Source organism: Bacillus sp. JJ664 (assembly GCF_036962205.1).
GTDB lineage: Bacteria > Bacillota > Bacilli > Bacillales > Bacillaceae_G > Gottfriedia.
The window spans coordinates 1-1587 of sequence record NZ_JBALMS010000042.1; the positions used below are offsets into that span (position 1 = coordinate 1).

2 protein-coding genes are annotated in these 1587 nt (G+C 32.4%); both read right to left on the reverse strand.

The features are described from left to right. Positions 1-49: 49 nt before the first annotated feature. Complete coding sequence (locus V7056_RS07490) at positions 50-574, reverse strand: hypothetical protein (RefSeq protein WP_499700698.1); 525 nt, start codon at positions 572-574, stop codon at positions 50-52. 37 nt (positions 575-611) lie between these two features. Beyond that, positions 612-1355 (reverse strand): metallophosphoesterase family protein, encoded by a 744-nt coding sequence (locus V7056_RS07495; protein ID WP_499700699.1) that lies wholly within the window; start codon positions 1353-1355, stop codon positions 612-614. Positions 1356-1587 lie beyond the last annotated feature (232 nt).

Genomic DNA, 1587 nt, shown 5'->3' on the forward strand with positions numbered 1-1587 from the left:
AAATAGATTCTCTTTTAGACTTTCGTTCTTACATCCTCATATCAATACATTAACTATTAAAAATAAAAAAAGGATTCTTTATCAATTCAATCCCAGTCGAATGGTACCTCGTAAATATATCTTCCCGATTCCATTCACCACTCACTACCATCTTCGTTCTTAATCCAGCTGAATCTAACGCGATATCTTCTTGTTTGGTGACAATCGCGGTAAAGTAATAGTTATATAAAATCTCAAAGATTTTATCTTCGGTTAGTTCGTTATTTGAAAGTAAAGTCTTAATTTCATTAAAATATATATTTTTACAAACAATATGTTCTATGATTAAGTTACTTTGATCATTATTTCTTAGTTGATTTAATGCATCATTCGTAATAAATGCAGCACGATTTTTCTTAGTAAACTTTTTTCCTTGTTCTCTTAATACATCATCAATTGCATCTGAAACTAGTCCCTCGATAAAAGTAGTGGAAAAAAACTTTTCCTTCCTTCTACCTTCTCTCATATTTGAAAAATAAAGCAAATCCTCCATAATGTACTTGCTGGCTTTCTGCAATGTTGTTTTTCTGTTCATCAAGTGTTAACTCCCTTTAAATGGTTTAATCTGTTAATTATACTTGATATTTATTTGAACTTGATTTACATAAAACAGAATGAGTGGATACAATACCTTCTTTATTTACTTTCATGCCATGTAAATAGCCACCATAAACTGCTCCACCATCTAAACAAATTTTCGTATTGCAAGTTGAAGTCCAGATATCAAATTTATTCTCTGTTTTATGAAGAATCGATGTAGGCGTATGACCGAAGATAAATGTTTTATTCGTTTCGTTATTACCGAAATGAAACTCATCACGAATCCAATAAAATTCTCGCTCACTCGTATTCTTCCAATCTGCTAGATTCAGATTCACACCAGCATGAACAAAAACGGAATTCTCCCACTCATAGTATAGTGGTCTACTTTCTAGAAACTCCAATTCAGCTTTAAACTGTACTTTCATTAATTGGGCAATTTCTTCAGCTTCTTTGTGATTTGTTATATCAGTTCCAAAGAATGAGTTGATTGTTTCATAGCCACCTTGACCGTAGTAGTAGTCTTTTTTGAATTCTGGTTGGTCTAGCCAGTCTAGTAGCATTCTTTCGTGGTTTCCTAGTAAAACGATTGCTCCGTGATCTTTTTGTAGTTGGATTGCTTTTTGGACTACGGCGTATGGTTGTGGGCCTCGGTCTACTAGGTCACCTAGAAGTACGAGTTGTTCTTTTTCTGGATTCCATTGGTTTAGTAGTTCGTTTAGTTCGTTGTAGCAGCCGTGGATGTCGCCGATTGTGAAGGTTGTTTTTTTATTCACATAAATACATTCCCTCCGTGACTATTATCGTTATACAATTTATTAAAGTTATTAATATTCAATAATATCTAATATTCACTATAGTATTCTACTAGCGCTGGAAGAGAGTTATTTTTTCTCAAAACATGTTTCGATAAAATTTTTTCATCGATTCTGCTACTTTATTTTTTCTCTAACTATTAAGCAAATCCTTTATGCCAAACTATTTTATTAAAGATTATAGAATAGAATG

Excerpts from the sequence above, each read along its gene's own strand:
- V7056_RS07490 (WP_499700698.1), bottom strand. The coding sequence starts at position 574 with ATGAACAGAAAAACAACATTGCAGAAAGCCAGCAAGTACATTATGGAG.